The organism is Nakamurella sp. UYEF19 (genome assembly GCF_040546275.1).
Lineage (GTDB): Bacteria > Actinomycetota > Actinomycetes > Mycobacteriales > Nakamurellaceae > Nakamurella.
In genome coordinates this window covers 66,448-87,792 of sequence record NZ_JBEPNO010000014.1, presented here as the reverse complement: position 1 = coordinate 87,792, position 21,345 = coordinate 66,448, and the positions used below count along the sequence as shown (strand labels likewise).

General features: G+C 68.2%; 24 protein-coding genes and 1 riboswitch. Of the genes, 7 read left to right on the top strand and 17 right to left on the bottom strand.

What is annotated here, in order from left to right; translation table 11 throughout:
* Positions 1-8: 8 nt before the first annotated feature.
* Both ABIB25_RS18500 and ABIB25_RS18495 read right to left on the bottom strand, forming a co-directional pair.
* Positions 9-1,205 carry a thiamine ABC transporter substrate-binding protein gene (locus ABIB25_RS18500; protein ID WP_354529962.1) on the bottom strand — a complete coding sequence of 399 codons (1,197 nt, stop codon included), beginning with the start codon at positions 1,203-1,205 and terminating at the stop codon, positions 9-11.
* 36 nt (positions 1,206-1,241) lie between these two features.
* Positions 1,242-1,352: riboswitch (TPP riboswitch) on the bottom strand.
* Entirely contained in the window at positions 1,318-2,568 is a 1,251-nt protein-coding gene (locus tag ABIB25_RS18495) for a mannosyltransferase (RefSeq protein ID WP_354529961.1), read from the bottom strand. Its footprint overlaps the riboswitch before it by 35 nt.
* A gap of 247 nt (positions 2,569-2,815) precedes the next feature.
* Between ABIB25_RS18495 and ABIB25_RS18490 the strand changes: the two genes are divergently transcribed.
* Positions 2,816-4,618, top strand: coding sequence for a hypothetical protein (locus tag ABIB25_RS18490; RefSeq protein WP_354529960.1), 1,803 nt, complete (start codon positions 2,816-2,818; stop codon positions 4,616-4,618).
* A 45-nt stretch (positions 4,619-4,663) separates the two neighbouring features.
* A complete protein-coding gene (locus ABIB25_RS18485) occupies positions 4,664-5,815 on the top strand; it encodes a cytochrome P450 (protein WP_354529959.1) in 1,152 nt (383 codons plus the stop codon).
* Between the two features lie 48 nt (positions 5,816-5,863).
* Here the strand turns inward: ABIB25_RS18485 and ABIB25_RS18480 are convergent, their stop codons facing one another.
* A complete protein-coding gene (locus ABIB25_RS18480; protein WP_354529958.1) occupies positions 5,864-7,210 on the bottom strand; it encodes an MFS transporter in 1,347 nt (448 codons plus the stop codon).
* 58 nt (positions 7,211-7,268) lie between these two features.
* Positions 7,269-7,706, bottom strand: a complete 438-nt coding sequence (locus tag ABIB25_RS18475; RefSeq protein WP_354529957.1) for a MarR family winged helix-turn-helix transcriptional regulator — start codon at positions 7,704-7,706, stop codon at positions 7,269-7,271.
* A 76-nt stretch (positions 7,707-7,782) separates the two neighbouring features.
* Between ABIB25_RS18475 and ABIB25_RS18470 the strand changes: the two genes are divergently transcribed.
* Positions 7,783-8,721: an oxidoreductase gene (locus ABIB25_RS18470; protein WP_354529956.1), complete on the top strand. Its 939-nt coding sequence runs from the start codon at positions 7,783-7,785 to the stop codon at positions 8,719-8,721.
* A gap of 117 nt (positions 8,722-8,838) precedes the next feature.
* Here the strand turns inward: ABIB25_RS18470 and ABIB25_RS18465 are convergent, their stop codons facing one another.
* The 4 genes from ABIB25_RS18465 to ABIB25_RS18450 form a co-directional block, all read right to left on the bottom strand.
* Positions 8,839-9,243 (bottom strand): hypothetical protein, encoded by a 405-nt coding sequence (locus ABIB25_RS18465; protein ID WP_354529955.1) that lies wholly within the window; start codon positions 9,241-9,243, stop codon positions 8,839-8,841.
* Positions 9,244-9,347: 104 nt separating this feature from the next.
* Positions 9,348-10,022 (bottom strand): response regulator, encoded by a 675-nt coding sequence (locus tag ABIB25_RS18460; protein WP_354529954.1) that lies wholly within the window; start codon positions 10,020-10,022, stop codon positions 9,348-9,350.
* Positions 10,019-11,389 (bottom strand): sensor histidine kinase, encoded by a 1,371-nt coding sequence (locus ABIB25_RS18455; protein WP_354529953.1) that lies wholly within the window; start codon positions 11,387-11,389, stop codon positions 10,019-10,021. Before ABIB25_RS18455 ends, ABIB25_RS18460 begins: the two co-directional genes overlap by 4 nt.
* Complete coding sequence (locus ABIB25_RS18450; RefSeq protein WP_354529952.1) at positions 11,386-11,904, bottom strand: hypothetical protein; 519 nt, start codon at positions 11,902-11,904, stop codon at positions 11,386-11,388. Before ABIB25_RS18450 ends, ABIB25_RS18455 begins: the two co-directional genes overlap by 4 nt.
* A gap of 163 nt (positions 11,905-12,067) precedes the next feature.
* On the opposite strand from ABIB25_RS18450, the gene ABIB25_RS18445 reads away from it, so the two are divergent.
* From ABIB25_RS18445 to ABIB25_RS18435, 3 genes are all read left to right on the top strand, one after another.
* Entirely contained in the window at positions 12,068-12,361 is a 294-nt protein-coding gene (locus ABIB25_RS18445) for a hypothetical protein (RefSeq protein WP_354529951.1), read from the top strand.
* Positions 12,362-12,382: 21 nt separating this feature from the next.
* The gene (locus tag ABIB25_RS18440; protein WP_354529950.1) at positions 12,383-12,757 is read left to right on the top strand and encodes a VOC family protein; all 375 of its coding nucleotides are present in this window, start codon (positions 12,383-12,385) and stop codon (positions 12,755-12,757) included.
* Positions 12,758-12,848: 91 nt separating this feature from the next.
* On the top strand, positions 12,849-13,817 hold the full coding sequence (locus ABIB25_RS18435; protein ID WP_502919851.1) for a helix-turn-helix transcriptional regulator: 969 nt from the start codon (positions 12,849-12,851) through the stop codon (positions 13,815-13,817).
* Between the two features lie 51 nt (positions 13,818-13,868).
* On the opposite strand, the gene ABIB25_RS18430 is transcribed toward ABIB25_RS18435, so the two are convergent.
* Positions 13,869-14,681 carry an alpha/beta hydrolase gene (locus ABIB25_RS18430; RefSeq protein ID WP_354529949.1) on the bottom strand — a complete coding sequence of 271 codons (813 nt, stop codon included), beginning with the start codon at positions 14,679-14,681 and terminating at the stop codon, positions 13,869-13,871.
* Positions 14,678-15,766 carry an alcohol dehydrogenase catalytic domain-containing protein gene (locus ABIB25_RS18425; RefSeq protein WP_354529948.1) on the bottom strand — a complete coding sequence of 363 codons (1,089 nt, stop codon included), beginning with the start codon at positions 15,764-15,766 and terminating at the stop codon, positions 14,678-14,680. The genes ABIB25_RS18430 and ABIB25_RS18425 overlap by 4 nt, the downstream gene beginning before the upstream one ends.
* Positions 15,767-15,916: 150 nt before the next feature.
* On the opposite strand from ABIB25_RS18425, the gene ABIB25_RS18420 reads away from it, so the two are divergent.
* Positions 15,917-16,483: a GNAT family N-acetyltransferase gene (locus ABIB25_RS18420; protein ID WP_354529947.1), complete on the top strand. Its 567-nt coding sequence runs from the start codon at positions 15,917-15,919 to the stop codon at positions 16,481-16,483.
* A 10-nt stretch (positions 16,484-16,493) separates the two neighbouring features.
* On the opposite strand, the gene ABIB25_RS18415 is transcribed toward ABIB25_RS18420, so the two are convergent.
* The 7 genes from ABIB25_RS18415 to ABIB25_RS18385 form a co-directional block, all read right to left on the bottom strand.
* Entirely contained in the window at positions 16,494-16,886 is a 393-nt protein-coding gene (locus ABIB25_RS18415) for a type II toxin-antitoxin system VapC family toxin (protein ID WP_354529946.1), read from the bottom strand.
* Positions 16,883-17,149: a type II toxin-antitoxin system Phd/YefM family antitoxin gene (locus tag ABIB25_RS18410; protein ID WP_354529945.1), complete on the bottom strand. Its 267-nt coding sequence runs from the start codon at positions 17,147-17,149 to the stop codon at positions 16,883-16,885. The genes ABIB25_RS18415 and ABIB25_RS18410 overlap by 4 nt, the downstream gene beginning before the upstream one ends.
* 55 nt (positions 17,150-17,204) lie before the next feature.
* Positions 17,205-18,374, bottom strand: a complete 1,170-nt coding sequence (locus ABIB25_RS18405) for a VOC family protein (RefSeq protein ID WP_354529944.1) — start codon at positions 18,372-18,374, stop codon at positions 17,205-17,207.
* A 99-nt stretch (positions 18,375-18,473) separates the two neighbouring features.
* Positions 18,474-19,040 (bottom strand): ATPase, encoded by a 567-nt coding sequence (locus tag ABIB25_RS18400; protein ID WP_354529943.1) that lies wholly within the window; start codon positions 19,038-19,040, stop codon positions 18,474-18,476.
* Positions 19,040-19,399, bottom strand: coding sequence for a TA system antitoxin ParD family protein (locus ABIB25_RS18395; RefSeq protein WP_354529941.1), 360 nt, complete (start codon positions 19,397-19,399; stop codon positions 19,040-19,042). Before ABIB25_RS18395 ends, ABIB25_RS18400 begins: the two co-directional genes overlap by 1 nt.
* Positions 19,400-19,433: 34 nt before the next feature.
* Positions 19,434-20,513, bottom strand: coding sequence for a redox-regulated ATPase YchF (ychF, locus tag ABIB25_RS18390; protein ID WP_354529940.1), 1,080 nt, complete (start codon positions 20,511-20,513; stop codon positions 19,434-19,436).
* Between the two features lie 37 nt (positions 20,514-20,550).
* A complete protein-coding gene (locus ABIB25_RS18385; RefSeq protein WP_354529939.1) occupies positions 20,551-21,336 on the bottom strand; it encodes a class I SAM-dependent DNA methyltransferase in 786 nt (261 codons plus the stop codon).
* Positions 21,337-21,345: the final 9 nt, after the last annotated feature.

Below are 21,345 nucleotides of genomic sequence, written 5' to 3'. Positions count from 1 at the left end.
CGGCGGTCTCAGCCCTCCAGCAGATCGGACCAGGCCGAGATCCAGGCGTCACGCTGGGCCGAGATCTTCGCGGGGGCAATGGTTTCGGGGTTGGAGGCCACCGGAGCGAACTTCTTCCAATCGGCCGGCAGCGCCGTGGTGGAGTCGACCGGGTAGACGTACATCTGATCTGCGACGCCCGCCTGGAACTGCTTGCTGAGCAGGAAGTCGACGACCCTCTGCGCGGCAGCCGAATTCTTCGCGCCGGTCAGCACCGCCGCGTACTCGACCTGCCGGAAGCAGGTGTCCAGCAACGCCGAGGTGGGTGCGACCCCGTTCTTGACCTCGGACGGCGGGGACGAGGCGTAGGAGACGACGAGTGGGCGGGCCCCCTTGCCGGTGGACCCGGAGAAGTCGACGGTGTAGGCGTCGGTCCAGCCGGCGGTGACCTTCACGCCGTTGGCCTGCAGGTTCGTCCAGTAGGACTTCCACCCGTTGTCGCCGAAGTGCGCGATGGTGCCCAGCAGGAAGGCGAGCCCGGGTGACGAGGTGGCCGGCGACTCGACCACCAGCAGGTTCTTGTAGGCAGGCTTCGCAAGGTCCTCGAAGGTCTTCGGCTCGGCCAGCTTCGCCTTGGTGAAGTAGGTGTGGTCGATGTTCACGCACACGTCGCCGTAGTCGATCGGCGTCAGCCGGTTGTCGCCGGCGGTGAACTTCGCGGAGCCGTCGGCGGCCAGCGGGGAGGTGTAGGGCTGCAGGATGCCGGCGTCCAGCGCCCGGGACGCAAACGTGTTGTCGATGCCGAAGACGGCGTCCCCCAGCGGATCCGACTTGGTCAGGATCAGTTTGTTCACCATCACGCCGACGTCGCCCTGGGCCAGCAGGGTCACCTTGATGCCCGACGACGCCTCGAAATCGGCGAGCACCTTCTTGTCGACGCCGAACGAATCGTGCGTGACGAGCGTGACGTCGCCCGTGGCCGGCGCGCTGGTCGCCCCTGAGCTGGAGGCCGGCGCACTGGTCGCCCCCGCGCTGGTGGCCGGCGCGCCAGCGGCCGTCGGGCTGCTGATCGGCGCGCTGGAGGCCGCGGCAGCCGAACCACTGGCCGTCGCAATACTGGCTGGAGCCGAACTGGCCGCGCTACTCGAGCCGCAGGCGGCGGTCACGGCGAGAACCGCGACGGACAGGCTCAACCAGAGCCGGGGACGGTGGACGTACTTCCTCATCGGTGCCTCTCCCTTTTTCAGGATGCAGGCACGGGTCGAACAAAGAGAGCGACGTTCCTGCGCCGGCATGATCCGGATCAGGTTCGACGGTCAGGGACTTCGTGTCCCTCTCTCAGCCCGGCGCACCGGACTCCCGTGTCAGGTTGAAAGTGTACGAGATTTCGGGTCGGGCCGCAGCCACCACCCGGCTGACCAGCGCGATCACCAGCAGCGTCAGCATGCCCAGCACCACGTAGGCAGAGGCCGCCCAGGTCTGCCAGGCCGGGCGCGCCACCACCGGCGGGCTGCCCTGGACGGCGACCAGGATGGGGATCAGATAGCTGTACGCGGCGACGGACCAGGCGATCACCACGCCTCGCACCGCGCGATGGGCGCGGGCCGGTCCGAACAGTCCCCACACCAGCAACGGCAGCACCCACACCCAGTGGTGCGACCAGGAGATCGGCGACACCAGCAGGCCGGTGAACTGCACGGCCAGCAAAGATCCCGCCCGGTCGCCCGCCCGCGCGGCCGCCAGCGCCGCCCACCCGCCCAGCCCGACCGTGACCACACAGGCAGCGAGCCAGAGCCCGGTGACGTCATGGCCGGCGAACCGGTACAGCACTCCCCGCCAGGACTGGTTGATGGCCGAGAACACCGGCCCCGTGCGGCTCGGGTCGAAGATCAAGGTGGTGAAAAATCGGGTGGTCTCCGACCCGATGAAGACGAACATCACGGCGACGGTTCCGGCGAACACCAACACCGACCAGACCAGGACGGCGAACCGCCGCTGCAGTAGGTAGTACAGGCCGGTGATGGCCGGGATCAGCTTGATCCCAGCGGCCAGGCCCACTCCCGCACCGGCCAGCCAGTCCTTGGCTGCGACGGCCCCGCCCAGGATCAGCAGCGCCAGGAACAGGTTGATCTGGCCGTAGTTGACCGTCGTGCCGACCGGCTCCAGCCAGAACGCCAGCGCCGCACCGGTGATCAGGACTCCGCGCAGCGACTCGAGGGGTCGGACAGCAGACCGGCCGGCCCGCCCGAGCAGTCGGAGCGTCAGGTAGATGATCGCCGGCAGCGAGGCCAGGATGCCCAGCTGCCAGAGGATCCTGGTCAGCGTCCACGGCAGCCAGGACAGCGGTGTGAAGAGCAGCGCCGAGAACGGCGGATAGGTGAAAGGCAGCTTGCTGGCGCCCGACAGGAAGTCGTAGAGGGTGCCGTCGGTGAGGTGCTGGGCACCCTCGACGTAGACCTTGAGGTCGATCATGTTGAACGGCTCGGGACCGAGGAGGGTTGCCACCACGCGGGCGGCCACACTCAGCGCCAGGAGCGCCCACGGCGCCCATCGGGAGTGCACCAGCCTGGCCGGTGCGGCAGTGAACACGGCTGTTTCCGACCTCCCGGGACTGGCTGTCCGAATGATGTTACGGGCGGGACCGCGGGGCTCCGGTCGAAGCCGCGAACGGGCGGATCGACCGGTCGACCGTTTCCCCCGGGATACGATCTCACTTCGATCCGACTCCTGTACTGCACGCGTTCAACGGCGCGGAACGCCCTCGACCGACCACCACGTGCCCGACCCATTGGGGCGCCCGGACCCGGTACCGCTCCGGACCCCGCCAAGGACACCCGTGAAACTCTCGCTCTCCGACGTGCCGAAGCCGGACTGGCCGTCCGCCGGCCCGCGTCCGACCGGCGGGCGGATGCGCCGACGGCTGCTCGCCGCCATTCCGGTCCCGATCTGGGTGGTGCTGCTGTTCGTGCTGTTCGGGCCGTTGCTGCGGGACCTCAACGGACCGTTGCCCGGCGGGGCCGACTCGGTCCTCTACTCCTGGTACTTCAAGGAGATCCAGGTCTCGATCTGGCACGGCGAGAACCCGTTCTTCACCACCGCGATGAACGCGCCGACCGGCCTGAACGTCATGTGGAACACCGCGATCATCCTGCCCGCCCTCCTGATGACGCCGATCACCGCGAGCCTCGGCGCCACCACCTCGGTGGCGCTGCTGATGATCGCCGCTCCCCTGCTGGCGGCCTCGCTGACCTACTGGGTGCTCCACCGGATGACCGGGAGTCTGCTGGGCGCCGCGGTCGGCGCCACCGTCTACGGATTCGGACCGTTCTACGCCGCGCAGCAAGGACATGTCCACCTGACGCTCGGCTCCGCCTTCCTGCCGCTGATCCTGTACTACGGCTACCGCATGGTGACCGCGGAGCACCTCAGCTGGCGGCGCCTGGGCTGGCCGCTCGGGGTGGTGGTCGCCGTGGTGATGCTGATCTCCGAGGAGGTCGTGGCGATCGCCGCCGTCATCGCGGCGCTCTCGCTCGTCGCGTTGTGCTTGAAGTACGGCGACGAGATCCGCCAACGGCGGGCGAAGATCCTGAAGTCCGCCGGTTGGGCCGCCGGCATCGCGTTCGTGCTCTGCGGCCCGGCCCTGGCCTACCAGTTCCTCGGCCCGCTCGTCATCCACGAGGGCATCCACTCCAGCACCGTCATCGACCTGACGTGGACCCTGCGCCCGAGCCGGAGCCAGTACTTCTCGGCCGGGACCGGTCCGGCCGACGGCAGCGGATTTGCCGGCAACGGTATCGAGAACACCGGCTATCTCGGCATCTTCGGGTTCGTGGCCACCGTCGGAGCCTTGGTGCTGCTCTACCGGACGAACCACCGGCGCCTGGTGTTCTGGCTGGGTAGCACTGCTGGCATCGCATGTGCATTGAGCCTTGGCACGTCGGTGCGCTTCAACGGCTGGCAGACCTACGTACCGATGCCGTGGCTGTTCCTGAGCCGCGTCCCGGTGCTGGAAACCCTGGTGCCGGCCAGGTTCAGCGTCCTCACCCTGCTGCTGGTCGCGACCATCCTGGCGTTCGGGATCGCGGCGCTCCCTCGCGCAGGGAGCACGGTAGGCGCCGCGGCGGCTCGCCGCCTGCGGTTGGGTGGCTACGTGGTCCTCGCGCTGGCCCTGGTCGCCTGGTGGCCGGCCGGACGCAACGACCGCCTCGATATCGCGACCCCGCAGTTCTTCACCTCCTCCGCGGTCGACACCCTCGGGAGCGGCTCCGTGGTGCTGGCACTGCCCCAGGCCGAGACGCCCAACGGCGCGGCGGCCGTGATGAAGTGGCAGATCGATGCGGAGATGCGGTTCTCGATCATCGGCGGCTACAGCTTCTTCAGCCGAGACGGCTTCCCGACCTACCGCGGTGAGATCCCCGCCTACGGAAAGCTTCTCCAGCAGATCGGCGAGAGCGGGACGGCGCCGACCACGGCCGAGACGACGGCGGCCCGGCACAGTGTGCTCACCTCGGTCGGCGACTACGTCGTGGTCACCGACCAGGTCGCCCACGTCCCGGCCGTCGTCGACGCCCTGACCGAGATCGGCGGGTGCGTACCCCGTCGGGTCAGCGACGTCTACGTCTGCAAGATCGCCAGATGACCAGACGACCAGATGACCAGATGACCAGATGACCAAGAACACCAGATGACACTGTCGGTCCCACCGTCCATCGGCACCCTGACGCTGGACCCTCATCCGTCGCTCGCGCAGATCCGCGAGCGGGGCCCGATCGGGTGGGTGGAGTCGCTCGGCGGTTGGATGGTGGTCGGACATGCGCTGGCCCTCGACGTCATGCGCGATGCGGAGGCGTTCACCGTCGACGATCCCCGATTCACCACCGGGCAGGTGGTCGGACCCAGCATGCTGTCCACCGACGGAGCCGAGCACACCCGGCACCGGCAGCCGTTTCTCGCGCCGTTCACGCCGCGGGCCTCACGTGCCTGGTTCGCCGAGTTCGTGGAGTCCGAGACGGCGCGACTGGTCTCCGGCTTCCGGCCGGCGGGATCGGCCGAGCTCCGGACGGCGCTGGCTGCACCCCTGGCCACCGCCTGCATGCAACTGGCGCTCGGCTTGCAGGAACTCCCGGTGGACGAACTGCTCGGCTGGTACGCCGGCATCGTCGAGGCGGTGGCCGAACTGACTGCGGGCCAGCCGATCCCGGATGTCGGCCGCCGGGCATACGCAGACCTGAGCGAAGCGATCCGCCGGACGATCTCCACCGGCACCGGATTTCTCGGCGAGATCGCATCGGCAGCTGGCTCTCTCACGATGACGGAGCTGCTCGCCAACACGGCGGTGCTGTTGTTCGGCGGTATCGAGACCACCGAGGGCATGGTCGCGAACCTCCTGCTGCACCTGTTGACCGATCCCGAGTCGGCCTCCGAGATCCGCTCGAATCCTGCTTTGATCGACGCGGCCATCGAGGAGTCCTTGCGACTGGAACCGGCAGCCGCCGTCGTGGATCGTTATGCCGCCGAGGCTGTTTCGGTCGGCGGCGCGCACGTCCGGGGCGGTGATCTGGTCGTGGTGTCACTGGCCGGCGCGAACCGCGACCCGGCCGTGTTCGCCGAACCGGACCGGTTCGATCTACATCGGCCCAACCTGCGCAGGCAGTTGGCCTTCGCCCAGGGGCCGCACGTCTGCCTGGGTCTGCATGTCGCGAGACTGCAGGCCAGTCAGGCTGCGCCGGCGATCCTGGCGCTCCCCGGAGTCGAACTGGACGTGGACCGAACGAGCGCCCCTACCGGGCTGGTGTTCCGCAAACCCGCTGCGGTGCAGGCCCGGTGGGCGATCTGAGGCTTCTCGATCCCGGCCGTTGCGCTCGTTCGACCGGTCCTACCGATCTCAGTCGGCGTTGCCGACGGTCAGCGCTTCCGGAATGGCGTCGTCGTCCTCCACCTCGTCCAACTCGGTGAGCTCCGGCTGCTCGACCTCACCGCGGTCGGCGGCGTCGAGCGCGCGGTGCACGGTGCTCAGCACCACGGCGGCCAGCAGCACGGCGCCGGCGCCGAGCAGGAACGGGATGTGGTCGTTGAGGTGCTCGGCGAGCTGGCCGGCCACGAAGGGCGCCAGGCCGCCACCGATGAAGCGGACGAAGCCGTAGGTCGCCGAAGCCACCGACCGCTCGACCGGGGCGATGCTCATCACCGCGGTGGTGACCAGGGTGTTGTTCACGCCGATGAACGCACCGGCGATGATCACCGCGACGATGACGGTGGTCGGGCTGTGCGGGAACAGCCCGATGACGGCCAGGTCGATCGCCATCAGGGCGAAGTTGACGTAGAGCGTCCGCGGAGTCCCGAAGCGGCGACGGAGACCGGGGGCGCCGAACACCGCGAACAGTGCGACCAGCACGCCCCAGGCGAAGAAGACCAGGCCCAGCTTGATCGGTGAGTTGATGCCCATCAGGAACGGCGAGTAGCCCAGCAGCGTGAAGAAGCCCCAGTTGTAGAGCAGACCGGTGATGCTCGTGGTGGCCAGGCTGCGGTGCTTCAGGGCGGCCAGCGGTTCGGACAACCGTTGCTTGTGCTCCGGCACCGGCGTCTTCGGCAGCAGGAAGATGGTGGCGATCAGGGCGATCAGCATCAGGACGGACACCCCGAAGAACGGCCCACGCCAACTGATGTTGCCCAGCACGCCGCCCAGGAGCGGCCCGAGAGCGATCCCGATGCCCAGCGCCGTCTCGTACAGGATGATGGCGCCGGAGAACCCGCCGGTTGCCGCACTGACGATCACCGCTAGCGAGGTCGCGATGAAAAGGGCGTTGCCCAGCCCCCAACCGGCCCGGAAGCCGACGATCTCGCCGATGCTGCCGGAGGAACCGGCGAGAGCGGCGAAGATCACGATGATGCTCAGGCCGGCGATGAGTGCCTTCTTGGCGCCGATGCGGCTGGAGATCCATCCCGTCACCAGCATGGCCACCGCCGTCACCACCAGGTAGCTGGTGAACAGCAATTCAACCTGGGACGCGCTGGCGTCAAGCTGGCCGGCCAGCGTCTTCAGGATCGGGTCGACCAGACCGATGCCCATGAACGAGACGACACAGGCGAACGCGACCGCCCACACGGCGCGAGGTTGCTTGAACGGACTGGCGGTGGGCTTGCTGTGCGGTGACTGCGGCCGGGGTGACTTCTGCTGCGGTGACTGCTGCTGCAATGACTTCTGCTGCGGTGTTGATGATGCGGAGCTCATGGTGTACCTCGATGTGGAGTGGTTCGAATGGACGTGAGGCGGTCGGCGCCCGATCGCGTCAGGTCGGTAGGTCGGAGGTCAGGTTCGCGATGGCCGGTAGCGCCGCGAACAGTGCGGCCTGATCGGCGGCCGTGAGCTGACCGATCCGGGTGGCCAGTAGTTCCGAGCGGCCCGATCGCCGGTCGGCCAGCACCTTCAGGCCCGCCTCGGTCACCGAGACCAGCGACGCACGGCCATCTGTCGGGTCCGAGGCGCGGCGGGCCAGCCCTTCACCCTCGAGCCGATTGATCAATCCGGTCATGCCGGGCTGGGTGATGCCCTCCCGGTCGGCGAGCTCGCTGATCCGCATCGGGCCGGCGAAGGCCAGGGTGTCGAGTGTGGTGAACGTGCTGGCCGAGATGCCCTGGACGGGCTTGATGCGGCGGGCCCAGGTGAGGATCCGGTCGAGACCGTCGACGGTGGCCCGCTGCTCGTCAGTCAGGAGCGAGGTTGGCACCCGATATTTATATCACTTGCCTATGTAGCTGGGCGAAGCACTCTGGAGATTCATCCGGAGGGGCATAGTGGATTGTGTGAGCGAACAGCGCTGGACCTCGGACGACATCCCCGACCAGACCGGCCGGACGGTGATCGTGACGGGCGCCAACAGCGGCCTCGGACTCGCCGCTACCGAGAGCCTTGCGAGGCACGGTGCCACCGTGATCCTCGCGGTCCGGAACGAGGCCAAGGGCCGCGCCGCAGTCGCCCGGATCCGGGGCCGACAGCCGGCCGCCGATGTCGAGGTCCGCCTGCTCGACCTCGCCGACCTGGACTCGGTGCGCCGCTTCTCCGAGGCCCTGCACACCGACGCGGTGAACCTGGATGTGCTGATCAACAATGCCGGCGTGATGATGCCGCCGCGTTCGCTGAGCCCGCAGGGCAACGAGACCCAGTTCGCGGGCAACCATCTCGGGCATTTCGCCCTCACCGGCCTGCTGCTGGACCTGTTTCACGATCCACACGGTGACAGTCGGGTGGTGACGGTCAGTTCGTCCCTTCACAAGCGCGGCAGCATCCACTTCGACGACCTGACCGGCGAACGCTCGTACTCGGCGAGCCACTTCTACGCCCAGTCCAAATTCGCCAACGTACTGTTCGGGCTCGAGCTGGACCGTCGGTTGCGTGCCGCCGGATCGCCGATCCGCAGTGTGCTGGCCCATCCCGGCTACTCGGCCACCAACCTGCAGACGGCGGGACCCACCGGACTGATGAAGATCCTGGGCCGGATCGGCAATGTGGTGGTGGCGCAGAGCGTGGAGAAGGGTGCCCTGCCCGAGCTGTACGGAGCGACGTCTCCCGATGCATTGGGCGGGCAGTTCTTCGGGCCGGACGGCCGCGGCGAGATGAAGGGCTATCCCACTGTGGTGCAGCCGATTCCGTCGGCGACGGATCTTCAGACCGCGCGGCGGCTGTGGGAAGTTTCGGAGAGATTGACGGGCGTGACGTACGACCTGCCTGCCGCGTCCGCCTGAAGACCGCCCGACGCGACGAACGGGCGGCCGGCGGCAACGACGCCTTCCGCACACGGAAACGGCCGGTGCAATCCCGAGGGATTGCACCGGCCGCCGGCAAGCTGCGTGGTCAACCGATCAGAGACGGACCCGGGCGACGCAGGTCTCCCCGGTTCTGCTGTTGCGGGCGGTCCCGACGAAACCGTCGGTGCCGGCCCGGTTCGGTACCAGGAGGTCGACGGCGAAGGAGCCACTGGGGGCCTTGGTGATCCGGCTGCCGGAGAACACCCGGACGTTGTTGTCGGTGATCCCGACAGCCCAGGTCTGGCCGACGCGGTTCGTGTCGATCTCGACCTCCAGCTCGATCCGGCCGTTGTCCGGCTTGGCCTTGGCCTTCCAGACACTTCCTGCCGAGCAGTGACCGGAGGCACGGACATCGGCCGCCCCTCCGCCCTTGGCCGCAGCCGGGGTGGCACTGGCGAGGGCGAAAGCGCCGGCGGCGAGCGAGATCGCGGCGATGCTGGTCAGGCGGGACAGGTTCATGGTTTCCTCCAGGAAGAGTGGTACGGCCCTGATCGGCCGGTCACACCATCATGGAAAACATTGAGTAGCAACGACAATCGGACCTTGGCACTAGTACCCATCGTTCACCGAGGCAGATTGTCCTTGGCCCACACCGCGGCACTGGTCCGATCGGCCACCCCGAGCCTGCGGAAGAGGTGACCGATGTGCACCTTCACCGTTCGCTCGGTGATCCCCAGCTCGCGGCCGATCTGCCGGTTCGACATTCCCCTCGTGATCAGTGCGAGCACCTGACGTTCCCGCCCGCTCAGCGAATCGCTGAGCCTCGTCTTCGCCGTCGGCAACAGGGCCGATGCCACCCGCGGGTCGAGGGGACTGTGGCCACGCGCCGCCGATCGAATCCCGGAGAGCAGCTCGACCGGGTCGGAATTCTTGAGCAGGTAACCGATCGCGCCGGCTTCCAGCGCCTGCGAGACCCGGTCGTGGTCGTGGAAGGAGGTCAACACCAGGACGCGGACGGTCGGACAGGATGCGAGCACCCGGCGGGTCGCCTCCACGCCGTCGATACCCGGCATCGACAGATCCATCAGCACCACATCCGGTTGCAACTCGACGGCCCGCCCGACGGCCTCCTCCCCACCGGCCGCTGCCCCGACGACCCTCAGGTCGGCCGTGGCGTCGATCAGGCCGGCCAGGCCGGCCCGGACCAGTGGATGATCGTCGACCACCAGCACGGTGACGACCGCGATTGCAGGCGCGGGCGAGACCGGCGGCTCGACCTGGGTGGGGTCCGAGATCATCTGCGCCCCAATCGGAGTTGCCAGGTGGTTCCGGCCCCGACGGCGCTGGACAGTCGGAGATCGGCGCCGGCGGCGCCGGCCACGTCGGCAAGCACCCGGAGACCGAAATGGCCCTGCTCGGGATCTGCCAACGACTGCGGGACGTCGAAACCCACGCCGTCGTCGACGATCTGCAGCAGCGTGTATCGGCCGTCGGTTTCGATGCTGATGGCGACCTGATGCGCGGCAGCGTGTTTGGCCACATTGTTGAGGCACTCCTGAGCCACCCGGTAGATCAGCCGCTCGTCGTCGGGCCGCAGGGCGAGGTCCGCGGCGATGTGCAGGCTCACCTCGACGCCGCGCGAACGCAGCGTGGCCGCCAGATCTGCCAGCGCCGCCGGCAGCCCGGCAGTGGTGAGGTTGGGCGGGTAGATCTCCACCAGCAACGACCGCAGGCCACCGATGCTGGTCCGCACCGTGCCGGCCGAGGACCGGAGATCTGCAGCCAGGTCCTCCCGGCCCTGCGCGGCAGCTAGTTCCGCCGAACCGGCGACGGCGAAGGAGGTGGCGACCAGATCCTGCACGACGCCGTCGTGCAGGGTGCCGGCGATGCGTCGCCGTTCCTCGTTGGATGCGTCGACGGCGCGCTGCAGCAGCGCCTCCCGTTGCCGCTGTCCGCGATTGAGCCGGTCCAGCAGCCGCCAGAGGATCGGCAGCAGCAGCAGCACCAACAGCAGGATGCTGCTGAGGGTGATGCCGGCGAACCCGCGCCAGAGTTCGCCGCTGCGCGCGGTCACGTCGTCGTACCGGAAATAGGTCTCGAACAGCATCGGGCGGCCGGACGGTGTCCAGACCGGCCGGTAGACCTTGAGCAGCCGCACATTGGCCTTCTCGTAGACGTTCTCGGGTGCCTGGAGGTCGGAGACGTCGGCGCGGAGCGTGGGGTTGGAGAGCACGTCGCGTTCGTCGGCGCCGAGGGGAAAGGTCCGGCCGATCAGCAACGGCTCGTCGGAATACAGGATGCGGCCCTCCGGGTTCCAGAGCTTCACCCTCGCGATCGACGTCCCGAGGACCTGTTGGCGCACCACCCGATCGACGGCGGCGAGGGCGGTGGCATCGCCGGTCAGCAACCCTTCGGTCAGCACCGGCTGGACGACCGCCTCGGCCAGCAGGTTCGCCGTCTTGGCGGCATCGTTCACGGCTTCGGCCTCCGCCAGCCGACGGGCGGCCACCACGCCGATCAGTGCCACCACCAGGATGACCAGTACTGCGCCCACGATCACCTGGATGAAGATGCGCCGCCGCCGGACCGGCTTGTCGACCGGCTCGGTGCGGGCGGCGGCAATCCCCACCCAGACCGGCCTGACTTCAAGCCCGGACAAGGTCATCGGTGATCGGCACCGTCGTCCTTTCCGCCGCCTCCGCTGCTGCCGTCCCGCCCGCTACCGGAACTGTGTCCGCCATTGTCGTCCACCGTGGTCGCCTTCGTGCCGTCACCGGGCCCGGCAGCTGTCCCGTGATCGTCGCCGGGCTCGGCAGCTGTCCCGTGATCGTCACCGGGCTGGGCCGACGATGGTGAAGTCCGGTCGTCGTCGGTCTTGCGGACCGCGGTGGTCGACGGGGACTTCGAATGCCCGGAGCCCTTTGTCCGCGAGGTCGTGGGGGTCGGAGTGCTCGACGGACTCAGGGTGATGGTGGTCAGGTTCGTGGTCGGGGAGGTGGCCAGGGCGAGGCGGCCAGACGTGCTGTCCTGTACGGAGGCGGATTCCTGCGTCACCAGGATGGCACTGGGTGGAATCCGAACGGGGACGCTCTGGCCGAACGAGGCATTGCCGATCAGTCCGAAGGTGGCCGGTACTGCGGCGGCGACGGTCAACCCGGCAATGACGAGTGCACGCTTCATGTTGGGTTCCCTGTCGTGTGATCCGTAGTGGCTGAGTACCTCCTTTGTCCCGCGCCGGCGGTATGCCGGGCAAGTGGACCTTGGTACTAGTACCCCCGGGGCCGGCTGCCCCGGTACGGTGACGGCCGCAGGTGTTCCTGTCAGCCCGACGAAGGAGTAACCCGTGGCCCCGGTCGACTCGGTGATCAGAATGGCCGCCCGGCTCCTGCATTCGTCAGGCGTCGCCATGGATCAGGAGTTTCCTGTCGAGGTGGACGAAGGCCTTCGCTGGGGGTTGGCCCGGATCCCCCAGCCAGGATCGACAGCGACGCGACAGGTCCTGGTGGGCGTCCCGGCGTCCGGCCGGTTCACTGCCGAAGAGTTGGCCTCCGCGATCGATGACGGACGGGATGACCTGCTCGCCCTCGAGCCCGACGAGGAATTGGAAATCGGCAGTTTCCGCTTCGAGATCTACTGACCGGCTGGTACAAACACGTCCATGGCTACTCATTGGACCCTCGGGTGTGACGCCGCCGATCCGCACCGACTCGCCGCCTTCTGGGCCAGGGCCTTTGGCTACGTGGCCGAACCGGGGTACGAGGACGACAACGGTGCCTCCATCATCGATCCCGAGGGCAAGGGCCCGGCCATCGGTTTCCTGCGGGTCCCGGAGGGCAGGACGGCCAAGAATCGGCTGCACATCGACGTGCGCGTGGCCGGCGGGCCCCCGTGGGACACGGTCGACCGCGAGCGCCGGATCCGTTCGAGCGCAACCGATCTGGTCGTCGCGGGTGCTTCGTTGGTGCGCGAGCAGACCTACGGCGGGCAGTTCGCCCACCTCGTGATGCTCGACCCGGAGGGCAACGAGTTCTGAATCGCCTGACGGGCGGGCCGATGCCTCGACGGTACGGTGAGTTCCGGACGTTCTGCAGCCGCATGGCCATCTACCGCCGGACGGGGGCATCGTGACGGAGATCAGCCCGACCGCCCGTGCACTGCTGGCACTGGAGGTGATCCAGAGCAGTCCCGGCATCACGGCTGATCGACTGGCCGACCACCTCGACGTCTCCGAGCGCGCCGCCCGTCGGTACGTCGCCATCCTCCGCGAGGCGCAGATCCCAATCGAATCGGTGCGCGGTCCCTACGGCGGGTACCGGGTCGGACGCGGACTTCGGTTGCCGCCCTTGGTGTTCAGCGCAACCGAGGCCCTCGGTCTGGTGATGGCCGTTCTGGACGGTCACCACGACGCGGGTGACCGCACCGACCCGGTCGGCAGCGCGCTGGTCAAGATCATGCGCGCCCTCCCGCAGCCGGTGGCCGCCCAGGCCGAGGCGGTCCGCCGCACCGCGTCCGCCGCACCGGATCGAGCAGCAGCCCGGCCTGATTTCGGCACCACCAGCGCCCTGGTGCAGGCCTGCACCGAACAGCACCGGGCGCGCCTTGCGTACCGGTCCGAGGCCGGCTCCGAATGGATTCTCGACGTCGACCCGTGGGCGGTCGTCGTCCGTCACGGCCGTTGGTACCTGCTCGGCTGGGTGGCCAGGAAGGACGCGGTGCGGGCGTATCGCATCGACCGGGTTCAGCACGTCGAGATTCTCGACGAGACCTTCGTACCCCCAGCCGATCTGGATGCGGTCGCCGTCCTCGAGGATCACCTGGCGGTCGGCTGGGAGTACACCGCGGAGGTCGTCATCGACGCGCCGCTGGAGAAGGCGGGGCGGTACCTCCCCCGCGCCCTGGGTCGGATGGAACCCATCGACGACCACACCACGCGGCTGACCGGTACCACCGGCAACCCCTACTGGTACGCCGAAAAGCTCGCGGCGCTGACCGTCCCGTTCCGGGTGGTCGGCGGCGTCGAACTGCGTGCCACGATTCGCGCACTGGGGGCCAGACTGCTGGCCGCCGGCGAACCGCCGGAGGGCACCGCCTGAGACGTGCCTGCGCTGGTTCGGTGCTGGCACCTGGCGGTCGTTCCGAGATCGTCAGGTGCCAGCATCCGGCAGGCCCCGGGCCATGAACTGCAACGCCGGCCGCACCTGCCCGCCCCAGAAGTCCCAGTCGTGCCCGTGCGGCGCCTCTTCGTATTCGTGCGGAACCGAAGCGGTCAGCAGCGTGTCGTGCAACTGACGGACCTCGGGCAGCAGCTCGTCGTCGACTCCGCAGGCAATCCTGATGCGGGGCAGGCTCTCCGCCCGTGACAGCAGCAGTGCGGACAGGTCCGGATCCTCCCCGTCCGGTGCGTGCGCAGCCTGGTCGCGGTCTGCATAGTCAGCGATCTGTCCGACCCTGGTCAACGGGGAAAGGCCCACCGCGGCGTCGTACCGGCCGGGGTGCCGGGCGGCGATCCGCAATGCACCCCACCCACCCATGGACAGACCGGCGATGCCGTTGAAGGTCTCGCCGGCTCGCGGGTACAACTGGCGCACGGCGAGCGGAACGTCATCGGTGATCCACTTCTCGGCGTCCTGGTCCGGCCGGGTCAGGTAACCGCTGCCGATGCCGAACAGTCCGTCCGACGGCATCGCCAGCACGGCAGGCGGAAACTCGGCGGCGGTGATCATGTCCGCCAGCGTGAGGTGAGCGCCGGCGTTGCGTGACCAACCCCAGTGGCTTCCGTAGACGCCGTGCAGCAGGACGACGAGCGGCACCGGCGCCTCCGGGTCCAGATCGGCAGGCGCAAACAGCGTCAGGTCGGCCCGCCGCCCGAGAGCGTCGCTGTAGACGGTGATCTCGCGCAGACCGTCCGGCGAAGGCCGGACCGACACATCGAAACTCTGGAACGGACTGCTGCTCACAGCATCACCACACCCTTTGCGCTGCGCCCACTGCGCATGTCTTCGAACGCCTTCGACAGGTCATCCAGTTCGTAGGTGTGGGTGATGAGCTCGTCGAGCAGCAGCTGCCCGTTCTCGTACAGGGCGAACAGGGCCGGGAAGTCGACGGACGGCCGGCACTTGCCGTAGAGCGGGTTGATGTACACCTTGTCCCACTCGAAGAGCGCCATGTCGAATGGGATCTCCTGCTCGATCCCGCTGACCTGGACCGCGGTGCCACCGTTGCGGACGAAGGCCAGTGGGGCGGCGCCCACCATCGGCCGTGCGGTGCACTCGAACGCATAGTCGGTGCCCCGCCCCGCGAAGAGCGCGGCGACCTCGGTCGCAGTCCGTCGTAGGAATGGATCGTCCGGACCGACCAGGACGTTGTCGGTCGCTCCCAACCGATTCGCCAGGGCGAACCGACCGGGGTTGGTGTCCACGGCGACGATGCGCGTCGCCCCGGAGATGCGGGCGGCCTGGATGACGTTGAGACCGACACCGCCGCAACCGATCACGGTCACCGACGCGCCGGGATGCACCTTCGCGACGTTGACCACCGATCCGTAGCCGGTCATCACGGCGCAGCCCAACAAGGCGGCAGAGGCGAACGGCACGCTCTTTGGCAGGGGGACGACAGCCTCCCGGCGGACGACGGTCGCGGCGGAGTGGGTGCCCAGGTGGAACGACCGCGGCAGGCCGTGCCCGCCGAGCGAACGGGTGGCACCGGCGTGGGCGTAACCCCGGTCCAGTCCCAGACTCTCGCAGAGCACCTGGTTGCCGCGCACGCAGGCGAAGCAACTCCCACAGGCGATGGCCCAGGTCAGCAGCACCGGTTGACCGACCTCTACGTGATGGACGTCCGCACCGATGGCCCGCACCACGCCCGCGCCCTCGTGACCGAGCACCACCGGCGAAGCGGCCCCGGCCATCACATCGAGATCGGTATGGCACACCCCGGCGGCCTTCAGCTCGACCAGCACCTCCTGCGGACCTGGATCGTCCAGATCGATGACCGAGACGGCGAAACCGCCCAGACCGTCGGCAACTGCGGCGCTCGAGCGCAACGGAGAGTCCCTTCTGGTGGCACCGGACGCCATCGACGCCGACGGCCGACGATGACCTGGCCCAGCGAGCAATCCTGACCGGGACGACGGCAGATCGCAAATGGGGACGCGGCTCTGGCGCTGCGGTCGCAGGTTTGGGACGCTGAGCCCATGGGGATCACCGTGCAGCCCGTCGACGAGTCGCTCTTCGACGATGTCCAGAAGATCTTCGGATCGAAGGGGCAACCCGCTCGCTGTCAGTGCCAGGGCTACCGGATGGGTTGGTACGCCAGACACTCCGATGACGTCCAGGGTCGACGCGAACTGCTGCGCGACCAGGTGATCGAAGGGCATGGACTCGTCGCCCACCTCGACGGAGAGCCGGTCGGCTGGTGCTCGCTCGCCCCGCGCCCCGACTACACCTTCCTACGCCAGACCACCTGGAAGGGCCGGCAGGAGAACCAGGAGGACGCAACCGTCTGGGCCGTCACCTGTTTCGTCACCCGGGCCGGCTTCCGTCACCAGGGTGTCAGCCGCGCGCTCGTCCACGGCACGATCGACCTTGCCCGCGACCGCGGAGCCAACGCCCTCGAGGCCTATCCGATGAAACCGGCCCCGGGCAAGGACGTCACCTGGGGTGACATGCACGTCGGTGGGCTCAGTTCGTTCCTCGACGCCGGCTTCCGCGTCGTGCACGTGCCGTCACTACGGCGCGCGATCGTGCGCTACGACTACTAGACCCGCCCCGTCAGCTCGGGTGGACTACGACGATGCCGGCAGCGGTTGCTGCGGTGTCCAGTTCAGCATCGTAGGTAATCAACTCGTCCGCGCCCACGCGGAGCGCGACCGCCAGATGCATGGCGTCGTTCGACCGCAGCCGTCCAGGCAGCGTGCCGGCCGTGAGCAGATCGCCGCGAGTGGGATCGACCAATGAAACTGTGTCCAGGACGATTCCGACCGACTCGAGGTCGACCTCTTCGGGGTGCCGGTTGGCAGCACAATGCAGCTCGGTGTGCAGGAGCCAGGACGCGACGAGTTGCCGCTCCCCGGCGGCCGACTGCAGATAGTTCGTCAGGGCATCGGACTCGGCTTCCTCGACCAACAGCTTCATCGCCGCAGAAGTATCGAGGTAGCAGATCACCAGCGCCCTCGGGTGTCCTGGACCAGCTCGGCGCTCGTCAGCTTGGCCGGACGACGGCGAATGGCGCTCAGGTCGGCGGTGCCCCGGCGCGCCGGCCGCGCTTGGCCCTGCGCGACCAGCTGATCGAGCGATCCCACCGATGGGGGCGAGATCACCGCAGCGAGCTGTCCGTTGTTGGTCACCTGAACGCTCTCCCCCGCAGCGACCGCACGCAGGATCTCGCCGCTGCTGTTGCGCATCTCCCGATGCGTCACGGTTCTCATGTAGCACAGCGTAGCGCAGGTCGCCTGCAAGCTCTACCCCGGTCGCGCAGACGTCTCACGACCCACTGACGATCACCAACTCGTTGCCTTCGGGGTCGGCGATCCGCCAGCGGCCCTCGGACTGTTCGAGAAGCCTGCCACCGGCTGCGACGGCCGCTTCGAGACGCGTCTGCGCATGGTCCGACGGCACAGCGAGCTCGAAGTGGATGCGGTTGCGCTGCTTGCGCCGCTCCGTTTCCGAAGCGTCCAGCTCTTGGAACACCACCTCCGGGCTGAGACGCCGCGGATCGTGGATGTCAGTGACCCCGGCTCGCCGGTCTTCGGTGTATCCGAGTGCGGCGCCCCAGAACGCGCGGACCGCGGCAACGTCGGCGGCGTCGAGGAAGAGTTGCGTGAAGCGGGACAGTCCCGGATCCGCGATGGCCCCGAGTTCGTGCGCAGCGGTCTGGAGGTTTTCGGCGAGGTCGGTGAAGTCGAGCTCGAGGCCGTGGGCGTCGGCGTCCGACTGGTCCTTTCCGCTGTCGGTGATCACCAGCCCGGGGCGCAGATCGATCAGCATCGGGAAGCCGGCAGCGTCAGCCAGGGCCGCGGCGGCCAGGTCACGCTGCTGCTTCGGCGAGGTGATCCGATAGCACGCCATCGCACTGAACACCGTCTGCCAGTCGGCTGTCCCGATCCCCTCGCCGAGCGCTTCGCCCGGCACCAGGTCGACCTCGTTGCCGTCGGGGTCGCTGTGACAGACCCCGTACGGTCCCGTCGCCTCGCCAGGACTCGCCTGTGCGACCGCCGCGGCCGGCCGCACCACATCGAGGTGGATGCGGTTTCGCAAGGGCAGCGGCTCGGTCGAGGACCGTATCCGTATCGCGGGATCGCGCCGCAACGGATCCGCCAGACCGCCGCCCTCCCCCGGTGCGTAGTCGAGCACGCGCTGCCAGAACGACCTCAACTCAGCCGGGTTCAGGGTTTCGAACACAACGCTCACCTGTTGCAGCACGGCAGGTCTCGCAGCCAGCCCGAGGTCGCGCGCGGCCGCCGACACCGCCTCGACGTGCTCGTCCGAGTCGGCTCGCACCTGCAGGCCCGTGGCGCGCAGGTCGACCATGATCGCCGGCGAGAGCTCCACGATGCGCCCGGCCAGCGCAGCCGCCTCGATCAGCGACGGTACGTCGAACCATGCCGTGGGAACGCCGTCGATCAGTCGCCAATCCGTTCCGGTCTTTGTCATGTCCGGGACACTAGCGCCCATTCCGGACGATCACCTTCCGGGTCACGATCCTGTCCCGGTCCGGGGAATTCATGGGAGGCATCGCGCACCCGCAGCCGATCACCCGCGCAGCGCGTCCGGAGCCCACCTCGGCCAGTCTGGAGAACCCACGAGCGCTCCATTCCGGTATGTCGCGCACAGCCGGAACGGAGCGCGGGCGCTGCTGTTGTCGAAGACCTCCACGACGTCAACGATGCGGATCGCCGCTGAGATGTGTTCCCAGAGGCGCTCGTAGCGGTCCCGGATCTTCTGCTCCGGCACGGTATGACCACCACGGCGGACACGGTCGAGAACGCGTTGTACGGTCAGCTCGACGGGGACGATGATCACGTGAAGATGCACGAGATAACCGGCGTCGACGGCATCGGAGACCAGCCGGACCTTGCTCGGGTGCGAGAACACAGTCTCCGAGATGAACGACGCTCCCGCCGCAATCCGGCCCCGTCGCTGCTCCTCTGCGATCTGCGCGGCTTCGTACGCATGCTCGGCCGGCGCATCGGGCCACCCCAGAGCCGCAATCTCGTCGGCGTTGATGAACGGCAGCCGCGTGGCAGGCATCAGGACGTCGCGAACGTAACTGGACTTTCCGGAACCGTTGGGTCCGGCGAGAAGATGCAGCAGCGGCATCAGCCGCGAGGCGGATGGATGACGAGGTTGCCATCCTCGTCGATTTCTGAATACGACTCCCCCGCAGCGGCGAACCCGGCTGCATAATCCAGCTCGCTTCGCAGAGCTGTCACGCGCTCGGCCCACTCCTTGCGGACGATGGCCTGCTCCTGCTCACCGAGGCCGTCGTAGGAGACGGCGCCCGCGAGGACCTGGGTGATCGCACGGTTGTTCACCTGCGGGGACATCTCCAGTTCGCGACCGATGCGAGCCCAGTGCGCAATCTGCTGCGCCACCGCGCGCGACGAGACGGCCGCCGCCGCGACGGCGGCGTCGTACACGTCCGCGGGAAGGCGGGTCGGCTGGCTGGTCCTGCTCATGAACCGATGGTAGCACCGTGCTACAGCGGTTTGCCTAGACGTTGAAGCGGAACTCCACGACGTCGCCGTCGGACATGACGTAGTCCTTGCCCTCGATCCGGACCTTGCCGGCGGCCTTGGCCGCGGCCATCGAACCGGCGGTGGTCAGGTCGGCGAAGGAGACGACCTCGGCCTTGATGAACCCGCGTTCGAAGTCGGAGTGGATGACGCCGGCGGCCTGCGGCGCCGTGGCACCCTGCTTGATGGTCCAGGCCCGCGACTCCTTGGGCCCGGCCGTCAGGTAGGTCTGCAGGCCGAGCGTGTGGAAACCGGCGCGGGCCAACGCATGCAGGCCAGGCTCGTCCTGACCGACGGATTCGAGCAGTTCCAGCGCCGACTCCTCGTCGAGCTCCAGCAGCTCCGACTCGACCTTGGCATCGAGGAAGACCGCATCGGCGGGGGCCACCGCTGCGGACAGCTCGGCCCGCTTGGCAGGATCCGTCAGCACACCCTCGTCGGAGTTGAACACGTAGAGGAAAGGCTTGGCCGTCAACAGCGTCAGCTCGCGGAGCAGGACGAGGTCCAGCTTGGCCCGTGCGGAGAACAGGGTCTTGCCGGAATCGAGGATGGTGGCCGCCTGCTGCGCGGCCTCCAGCATGGGCTTGCGCTCCTTCTGGGTCCGGGCCTCCTTCTCCAGCCGCGGCAGCGCCTTCTCGATCGTCTGCATGTCGGCGAGGATGAGCTCGGTGTTCACCGTCTCGACGTCGGCCAGCGGATCGACCTTGCCGTCGACGTGGATGACGTCGCCGTCATCGAAGACCCGGACGACCTGGCAGATCGCGTCGGCTTCGCGGATGGTGGCCAGGAACTTGTTGCCCAGCCCAGCACCTTCGCTTGCCCCCTTGACGATTCCGGCAATGTCGACGAAGGACACGACGGCCGGGACGATCCGCACCGACGAGAACACCTTTGCCAGCGCGTCGAGCCGGGGATCAGGCAGTGGGACGATGCCGATGTTGGGCTCGATGGTCGCGAACGGGTAGTTCGCCGCCAGGACATCGGACCGGGTCAGCGCGTTGAAAAGGGTGGACTTGCCGACGTTGGGCAGGCCGACGATGCCGAGGGTGAGACTCACGAGGGATCAGTCTAGTTGCGCGGGAGCAACCTCCCGGTCACTCGACCTCGGCCGATCCGTCGACCGGTGCGGGCCAGCTGTTGGCCGGCGCCCATTTCGTGCTGCCGTCCTCCTCGACATCCTCTGCGCCGGGCCCGCGCAAGACGATGACGGCCCAGTCGGCGTCCGGGGTCACCGGACCCAACTGCCAGGTCGCGAAGTGATGTTCCACGGTCAGACCAAGGGCTTCCGCATCGGTGCGGAAGTCCGCCGTCGAGTAGTCACGGTCGATCGCGAATCCGGCCACGATGCGGCCCGCGGGCGCCAGCAAACCGGCCAGGTTCGCCAGGACCTGCCGCTCGGACCCGGGCGCCAGGTAGACCATCACGTTGCCCGGCAGCACGATGACGTCGAATTGTGTTGGCGCACCAACCGTTTCGAGTAGCTCCGGGCTGAGTAGGGAGAGGTCGCAGGCCAGGTAAGGGACACCCGGGTAGCGCTGCCGGGCGATGTCGATCAGTCCGGCGTCCTTGTCGACCCCGACCGATCGGTGCCCCATCCGGTGCAGCGCGTTCGCGATGCGGCCGGTCCCGCAGCCGGCGTCGAGCACGGCAGCCCGACGCGGCAGCAAGGCGTCGACGAACCGCGCCTCACCCTCGACATCGGTTCCATCAGCGAACATGTCGTCGAACCGCGCCGCATAGAACTCCCACCGCTCCCCCACCACCTGCTGCTCCCAGAGGGTGGCGGGCGAGGTGGGCTCCGGCGACGAAGTGGCCTCTGGCGACGAAGTGGGCGGATCAGCGCTCGTCGGCTCGACCGTTGCGAGGGGTTTGTCGGACATGCGCCCCAC

Excerpts from the sequence above, each read along its gene's own strand:
- ABIB25_RS18500 (WP_354529962.1), bottom strand. The coding sequence starts at position 1,205 with ATGAGGAAGTACGTCCACCGTCCCCGGCTCTGGTTGAGCCTGTCCGTC.
- ABIB25_RS18450 (WP_354529952.1), bottom strand. The coding sequence starts at position 11,904 with ATGAAGCGTGCACTCGTCATTGCCGGGTTGACCGTCGCCGCCGCAGTA.
- ABIB25_RS18400 (WP_354529943.1), bottom strand. The coding sequence starts at position 19,040 with ATGCCGCTGCTGCATCTTCTCGCCGGACCCAACGGTTCCGGAAAGTCC.
- ABIB25_RS18420 (WP_354529947.1), top strand. The coding sequence starts at position 15,917 with ATGGGGATCACCGTGCAGCCCGTCGACGAGTCGCTCTTCGACGATGTC.
- ABIB25_RS18460 (WP_354529954.1), bottom strand. The coding sequence starts at position 10,022 with ATGATCTCGGACCCCACCCAGGTCGAGCCGCCGGTCTCGCCCGCGCCT.
- ABIB25_RS18440 (WP_354529950.1), top strand. The coding sequence starts at position 12,383 with ATGGCTACTCATTGGACCCTCGGGTGTGACGCCGCCGATCCGCACCGA.
- ABIB25_RS18405 (WP_354529944.1), bottom strand. The coding sequence starts at position 18,374 with ATGACAAAGACCGGAACGGATTGGCGACTGATCGACGGCGTTCCCACG.
- ABIB25_RS18455 (WP_354529953.1), bottom strand. The coding sequence starts at position 11,389 with ATGACCTTGTCCGGGCTTGAAGTCAGGCCGGTCTGGGTGGGGATTGCC.
- ABIB25_RS18485 (WP_354529959.1), top strand. The coding sequence starts at position 4,664 with ATGACACTGTCGGTCCCACCGTCCATCGGCACCCTGACGCTGGACCCT.
- ABIB25_RS18480 (WP_354529958.1), bottom strand. The coding sequence starts at position 7,210 with ATGAGCTCCGCATCATCAACACCGCAGCAGAAGTCATTGCAGCAGCAG.
- ABIB25_RS18410 (WP_354529945.1), bottom strand. The coding sequence starts at position 17,149 with ATGAGAACCGTGACGCATCGGGAGATGCGCAACAGCAGCGGCGAGATC.
- ABIB25_RS18385 (WP_354529939.1), bottom strand. The coding sequence starts at position 21,336 with ATGTCCGACAAACCCCTCGCAACGGTCGAGCCGACGAGCGCTGATCCG.
- ABIB25_RS18395 (WP_354529941.1), bottom strand. The coding sequence starts at position 19,399 with ATGAGCAGGACCAGCCAGCCGACCCGCCTTCCCGCGGACGTGTACGAC.
- ABIB25_RS18465 (WP_354529955.1), bottom strand. The coding sequence starts at position 9,243 with ATGAACCTGTCCCGCCTGACCAGCATCGCCGCGATCTCGCTCGCCGCC.